Source organism: Actinocatenispora comari, from assembly GCF_017312725.1.
GTDB classification, from domain to species: domain Bacteria; phylum Actinomycetota; class Actinomycetes; order Mycobacteriales; family Micromonosporaceae; genus Actinocatenispora; species Actinocatenispora comari.
The window spans coordinates 142,416-148,415 of record NZ_BOPO01000113.1 but is presented as its reverse complement, the minus strand read 5'-3'; the positions used below and the strand labels follow the sequence as shown (position 1 = coordinate 148,415).

The following is a 6,000-nucleotide window of genomic DNA, read 5'->3' as shown; positions in this document are numbered from 1 at the left end:
GAGCGCGACGTACTCGGCCGGCTCCGGCACCAGCACCGGCACGCCGAACACGTCCGGCGCGGCGGCGCGGATCGCGGCCGACCGGGCGCCGCCGCCGATCAGCAGCACGGTGTCGATCGCGGCGCCGTGCGCGCGCAGCTCGTCCAGCGCGTCGGCGAGGCCGCACAGCACGCCGAGCACGGCGGCCCGGGCCAGGTTCTCCGGCGTCATCGCGGCCCGGGTCAACCCGAGCAGCGAACCGGTGGCGTCCGGCAGGTTCGGCGTGCGCTCACCGTCCAGGTACGGCAGCAGGGTCAGGCCACCGGCGTCCGGGGCCGCGGCGGCGGCGAGCGCGTCCAGCCCGGCGAGGTCGGTACCGAGCATCCGGGCCGTCGCGGCGAGCACCCGGCTGGCGTTGAGCGTGCAGGACAGCGGCAGGAACCGGCCGGTCGCGTCGGCGAAGCTCGCCACCGCGCCGGTCGGGTCGGCCACCGGTGCGCCCGCGGACGCGAACACCGCCCCGCTGGTACCGATCGAGACGACCGCCTCGCCGGGGGAGAGGCCGAGACCGAGTGCGGCGGCGGCGTTGTCGCCGGCGCCGGCCGCGAGCAGCGCCCCGTCGGCGGTCTCGCCGGCGACCGCGGCGGGCGCGAGCACCGTGGGCAGCGCGGCGTCGTGGCCGAGCGCCGCGGTGAGCAGGTCGTGCCGGTAGTCGCCGGTCGCGGCGGAGAAGTAGCCGGTGCCCGACGCGTCGCTGCGGTCGGTGGTCGGCTCGCCCCGGCTGCCGCGCAGCCGCCAGGTCAGCCAGTCGTGCGGCAGCAGCACCCGGGCCACCCGGGCCGCGCGGGCGGGCTCGTGCTCGGCCAGCCAGGCGAGCTTGGTCACCGTGTACGAGGCGACCGGCACCAGGCCGACCGACGCCGCCCAGCCCTCCGCGCCGTACTTCGCGGTCAGCGCGGCCGCCTGCGGCGCCGACCGTACGTCGTTCCACAGCAGCGCCGGCCGGACCGGACGGTCCGCGTCGTCGAGCGCGACCATCCCGTGCTGCTGGGCGCCGACCGCGATCGCCGCCGCGTCCCCGGCCGTACCGCCGGCGTCGGTCAGCGCCCGCCACCACGCCTCGGGGTCGACCTCGGTACCGTCCGGGTGCGGTGCCTGGCCGGCCCGCAGCACCCGGCCGGTGTGCTCGTCGACGGTCAGCACCTTGCAGGACTGGGTCGACGAGTCGATCCCCACCACGGCCATCCCGGTTCCTCCCGCCGCTCGGCTCCGGCCCGTACCTGCCCGGACCGGTTCCGATCATGCCTCGCCCGCCGGACGGCGGCCCGGCGCGGGCCCGGGTACGGCCGCGCGGGCGTCCGGCGCGGTCGGTGGCCCGGCGGTGCGGCGCGGTCTCGGGGGTGCGCGGTCTCGGGGCGGCGCGGTCTCGGGCGGCGCCCGAGCCGCGGTGCGCGCTCAGTGCACCGGCCGGGCCCGGTACAGGTCGCGCAGCAGGGCGATCTCGGCGCCGTGGTGGATCGCCTCCCGGTGGATGTGCAGCACCAGCGCCGCCATCGGCAACTGCCCGTACGGGCCCTCGGCCGGGCCGCACGGCTGCGCCAGCTGTGCCGGGGTCAGCGCGCGCACGCCATCGATCCACCGCCCGTACTGCTCGTCGAGCTGGGCGAGCGCGGTGTCGGCGTCGCCGGCGTAGTCGAAGCTGTCGTAGTCGGTCGCCGGGGCGCCGAAGTGGTGGGCGTTGCGCATCGCGAACACGCCGACGATCACGTGCGCGAGCCGCCACGCGATGGTGGTCACCGGCGCCGGATCCGGCGCCGGGAAGGCGAAGTCGACGGTGTAGGCGCCGGCGCCGCCGACGGTCGCTGCGGTACTGGTACCGGCCGGCCGGACGCTCCAGCAGCCGGGCACCGGTTCCCAGAAGTACTCGTCGTCGGTGAGGCCGGCCAGCCGGGGTCGCAGCTGGTGGTCCCAGTGCCACCCGAGCTGGTCGGCCAGGTTGCCGGTCCAGTCGATGTCGTTGCTCACGCCGGTTCCTCCCTTGCCGGAACGGCCGCGAGTGCCGATCGCGCCGCTCGCGGCCGTTCTGCCTGCCGAGACGCCCTGAGCCGTGGGCTGCGCGGTGCTCGGCGGGCGTTCGCTGATGGCCGCGACGCTAGTACCGGCTGCGGTCAGTTCCGGTCCGCATCGCGCCAGCGTTGCTCCAGCCCGGTGAAGAACCGTTCGGCGGCGGCGTCGAGTGCGGCGTCGTCGCCGGTGGCGAGCCAGTCCAGGGCGAGGCCGCGGGCCACCGCGAGGCACAGCCGGGCGTCCGCGGCGGCCTCGTCCGGCGGCACTCCGGCGGCGGTGACGAACTCCACCAGCGGTTCGAGCCAGGACTCGACCACGCCGGCGAGCATCGGCCGGGTGGCCTCGTCGGCGCGCAGCGCCCGCCCGTACAGCTCGAAGAACAGCCGCATGTAGGGGGCGAGCGCCGGGTCGTGCAGGTGCCGGTACATGCCGCGCATCACCTGGCCGGCGTCGGCGCCGGGCGCCTCGCGCAGGGCGGCGAGGGCGGCGAGCTGGCGCCGCTCCATCTCCCGGGCGACCGCGACGAGCAGGCCGTCCTTGCTGCCGAAGTGGTAGATGAGCATCCGGTGGCTGGTACCGAGGCCGGCGGCGAGACCGCGCAGGGTCAGGTCGGTGGTGCCGTGCTCCGCGAGGTGGTCGATCGCTCGTTCCACCAGTGCCGAGCGGGGGTCGCGGGCGGCTGACATGTACCACATGGTACATGTACCATCTGGTACATCAGCCCAGGAGGCAACGATGCATGTGGAGAAATCGGTACGGATCGCCGCTCCCGCCGACGAGATCTGGCGGGTGCTGGCCGACATCGAGCGCTGGCCGGAGTGGACCGCGTCGATGCAGCGGGTGGAGCGGCTCGACGACGGGGAGTTCACCGTCGGCAGCCGCGCGCGGGTGCAACAGCCGAAGCTGCGGCCGGCGATCTTCGAGGTCACCGAGTCGACACCGGGCGAGTCGTTCGTCTGGCGCGCCCGGGTCAGCGGCACCGAGATGCTCGCCGGCCACTACCTGCGCCCCGACGGTGACGCCACGCTGACCCGGCTCACGTTCGACCACACCGGCGCGCTCGCCGGCGTGATCGATCTGTTCTACGGCAAGCTGATCCGCGAGTACGTCGGGATGGAGACCGCCGGCCTGCGCCGGCACTGCGAGGCCGCCTGAGACCTGAGCGGCGGGCGGGGAATCGTCGATCGAGCCGGCGGATGGGCCTGGCGCCGCCGATCAGGAGCTTCCCCGACCGCGTCCTCAGCCGAGGTCGGCGAGCGCGGTTCTCGTCGCGGCCGCGACGAGCGAGTCGTCCGGTGTCGCGTTCGCCGCCTGCCGGGTGCCGTAGACGGCCAGGACGATCGGCGCCCGATGCGGCGGCCACACCACGGCGAGGTCGTTGCGGGTGCCGTACTCACCGGTGCCGCTCTTGTCGCCGACGCGCCAGCCGTGCGGCACCCCGGCGCGGACCAGCCCGGTACCGGTGGTGCTGGCGCGCAGCCAGCCGTCGAGCTGCGCGCGCCGCTCGGCCGGCACCAGCTCGCCGACCGCCAACCCGGCGAGGTCGGTCGCGAGTGTACGGGGCGTGCTGGTGTCGCGGGTGTCACCCGGCACGGCACCGTTCAGCGACGTCTCGGTACGCACCGGCCGAGTCACCCGGTCGCCGACGCGGCGCAGCTGCCCGGCGAAGGCGGCGACGCCGCCGAGCTGGTCGGTGAGCAGGTTGGCCGCGGTGTTGTCGCTGTCCCGGATCGACGCCGCGCACAGCGCCCGCACGCTCATCCCGTCCGCGACGTGCTTGCCGGTGTCCGGTGAGTGGTCCACCAGCTGGTCCCGGTCGTAGTGCACGACGTGGTCGAGCCGGATCGACGGCGTCCGCAGCACCAGCCCGACCAGCACCGCCTTGTACGTCGAGGCGTACGGGAACCGTTCGTCGCCGCGCCAGGACACCACGCGGTGGCTGCCGGTGTCGATCGCGTACACGCCGAGCCGGGCGCGGTGGGTCGACTCCAGCCGCCGGAACCCGGCGTCGGTCCCGGCCACCGGCGAGGGGGCGGCGGTCGTGCTCGGCGCGGCGGTCGACGGTGCCCCGCTCGGGGCCGAGCGCGGCGCCCTCGTGCATCCGGCGAGCGCCAGCACTGCCAGGGCCGCGAGCGCGGCGGCGCGGAGTGGACCGCGGGTCGAACCGGTCATCCTGGGTGTCCTTCTGTGTGCGGCCGTGGTGTGCGGAGGCCGGCGACCACCGCGCTGGTCGCCGGCGATCGCTGGTGGCGGCCGACGCCCGCAACGCCTCGGCCGGGCGTTCCGCCGATCCGTGTCCTTGCGGGCGGCTCTGGTCCACAGTAGACAGTTGTGGCGCCACGGGCCGTTCCGGGGCGGCACCACCCGGTGCCGGGCGGCGCTCAGCACCGCCGTGACACCGGCCAGCGCCGCGGCGAGCCAGGCGAGCACGGCCACGGCGACGGCGTACTCGGCGCGGCCGGGGTGAGCGCCCAGCGCGAAGAACACCGTACCCGGGCCGGACACCGGGACCGGAGCCCCGGCTGACGTCCGTGGTCAGCGGCCGTCGGCGGCGCGCTCCGCCTCGGTCGACACCGGGCGGCGTTCCCGCCACCGCCCGGCCGGCAGGGACGCTCGACCGGCGCCTCGGGACGGAGTCAGGCGCGGGGGAGCGGCTCGGCCGGCGGCGTCGACGGGTGGATGTCGAGGCAGGTGACGACCGCGTCGTCGTCGAGGGTGGCACCGCGGTGCTCCAGGACGTCCCGGATCACCGTGCGCACCGCCTCACCGCACGACTGCAGCCTGGTGCGGCGCACCATCCGGCCCAGCGAAGCCAGGCCGTACTCCTGCCGGGAGGAGCCGACCGCCGCGTAGACCCCGTCGCTGACGATCATGATCCGATCGCCGGCCACCGCACTGATCTCCTCGGTCGCGTACCCCGCCTCCTCCTGGCTGCCCAGCGGCGGTTGCGCGGTGAGCGCGATGTTCTCGATCGTGGTACCGCGCAGCCGCACCGCCCGGGCGGTGCCGGTGTCGACGAACCGGATCCGACCGGCCGCCGGCTCGTACCGCAACAGCATCAGTCCGACCTGCCGATCGCCGCCGTGCTCGGTGTACAGCATGTCGCTGGCCAGCGCGGCCTGGTCGGCGATGTCGTCACCGGACCGGCGCGCGTTGCGCAGCGCGGCGACCGCGAAGGTGGACAGTGCCGCGGCGGTCGTCCCGTGGTGCGAACCGTTGATCACGGCGGCGGTCAACCCGGCCTCGTCGGTGGTCCAGTCGAACGTGTCGCCGCAGACCTCGTAGGCGGGTTCCAGCTGGCCGCAGAAGGTGTAGTCGGGCATCTCGACCGACCGTGCCGGCAGGCTGTCCCACTGCATCTCGGCGGCGAGCGTGAGCCGACGCCGCCGCCGCGCGCGGCGGAACCGGTCGGTGGCCCGCTCGGCGATCGCGGTCTCGCGGGCGACCGACTCCGCGAGCTGTCGCCACTCGGCGCGAACGGTCTGGTCGGGTGGTTCGGCGAAGCCGATCGCGAGCACGCCGAGCCGGTCCCCGCGGACGGTCAGCGGGCACAGCAGCCGGCTGACGCCGGCCTCCTCGACCAGCAGCTGTTGCTGCGCGACGAACGCTCGGCCGGCCGCCGAGAAGTCCACCCGCTCGGGCTCGTGGGCGTCGGACAGCCCACACAGCGCGGTCGACTGGTAGTCCAGCAGCAACAGGTCGACGGACACGGCGCCGTAGTGCGCCTTGGCGGCCTCGGTGAGCAGGTGCGGCACCTCGGCCGGCGAGCCGGACCGGATCGCCGCCGCGATCTGGTCTGGACGGTGGACAGCGGGCAAGGCCGCACACTCCCGTGGTCTCGTGCCATCTTGATTGTTGCAGGACAACTATAGCGATGGAGGATCGAGCGCATACCACCGGCGTGGCACCGAGATGTGCTCGGTTCGCCCGTGAGTTTGCGTGTAATTCATTTCC

Annotated in this window: 6 protein-coding genes; 1 reads left to right on the top strand and 5 read right to left on the bottom strand. The window is 74.9% G+C overall.

Going from position 1 to position 6,000, the window contains the following annotated elements:
- The 3 genes from xylB to NUM_RS27615 all read right to left on the bottom strand — a co-directional run.
- Positions 1-1,224, bottom strand: a 1,224-nt coding sequence (gene xylB / locus NUM_RS27625; RefSeq protein ID WP_207127857.1) for a xylulokinase, incomplete at its 3' end; no start/stop codon positions are given.
- Between the two features lie 210 nt (positions 1,225-1,434).
- Positions 1,435-2,004, bottom strand: a complete 570-nt coding sequence (locus NUM_RS27620; RefSeq protein ID WP_207127856.1) for a DinB family protein — start codon at positions 2,002-2,004, stop codon at positions 1,435-1,437.
- Positions 2,005-2,147: 143 nt separating this feature from the next.
- Positions 2,148-2,732 carry a TetR/AcrR family transcriptional regulator gene (locus NUM_RS27615; protein WP_207127855.1) on the bottom strand — a complete coding sequence of 195 codons (585 nt, stop codon included), beginning with the start codon at positions 2,730-2,732 and terminating at the stop codon, positions 2,148-2,150.
- Positions 2,733-2,781: 49 nt separating this feature from the next.
- On the opposite strand from NUM_RS27615, the gene NUM_RS27610 reads away from it, so the two are divergent.
- On the top strand, positions 2,782-3,201 hold the full coding sequence (locus NUM_RS27610; protein ID WP_207127854.1) for an SRPBCC family protein: 420 nt from the start codon (positions 2,782-2,784) through the stop codon (positions 3,199-3,201).
- Between the two features lie 84 nt (positions 3,202-3,285).
- Here NUM_RS27610 and bla read toward each other — a convergent pair whose 3' ends face one another.
- Entirely contained in the window at positions 3,286-4,218 is a 933-nt protein-coding gene (gene bla, locus NUM_RS27605) for a class A beta-lactamase (protein ID WP_207127853.1), read from the bottom strand.
- Positions 4,219-4,682: 464 nt separating this feature from the next.
- The gene (locus tag NUM_RS27600) at positions 4,683-5,864 is read right to left on the bottom strand and encodes a PP2C family protein-serine/threonine phosphatase (protein WP_207127852.1); all 1,182 of its coding nucleotides are present in this window, start codon (positions 5,862-5,864) and stop codon (positions 4,683-4,685) included.
- Positions 5,865-6,000 lie beyond the last annotated feature (136 nt).

Excerpts from the sequence above, each read along its gene's own strand:
- NUM_RS27615 (WP_207127855.1), bottom strand. The coding sequence starts at position 2,732 with ATGTCAGCCGCCCGCGACCCCCGCTCGGCACTGGTGGAACGAGCGATC.
- bla (WP_207127853.1), bottom strand. The coding sequence starts at position 4,218 with ATGACCGGTTCGACCCGCGGTCCACTCCGCGCCGCCGCGCTCGCGGCC.
- NUM_RS27610 (WP_207127854.1), top strand. The coding sequence starts at position 2,782 with ATGCATGTGGAGAAATCGGTACGGATCGCCGCTCCCGCCGACGAGATC.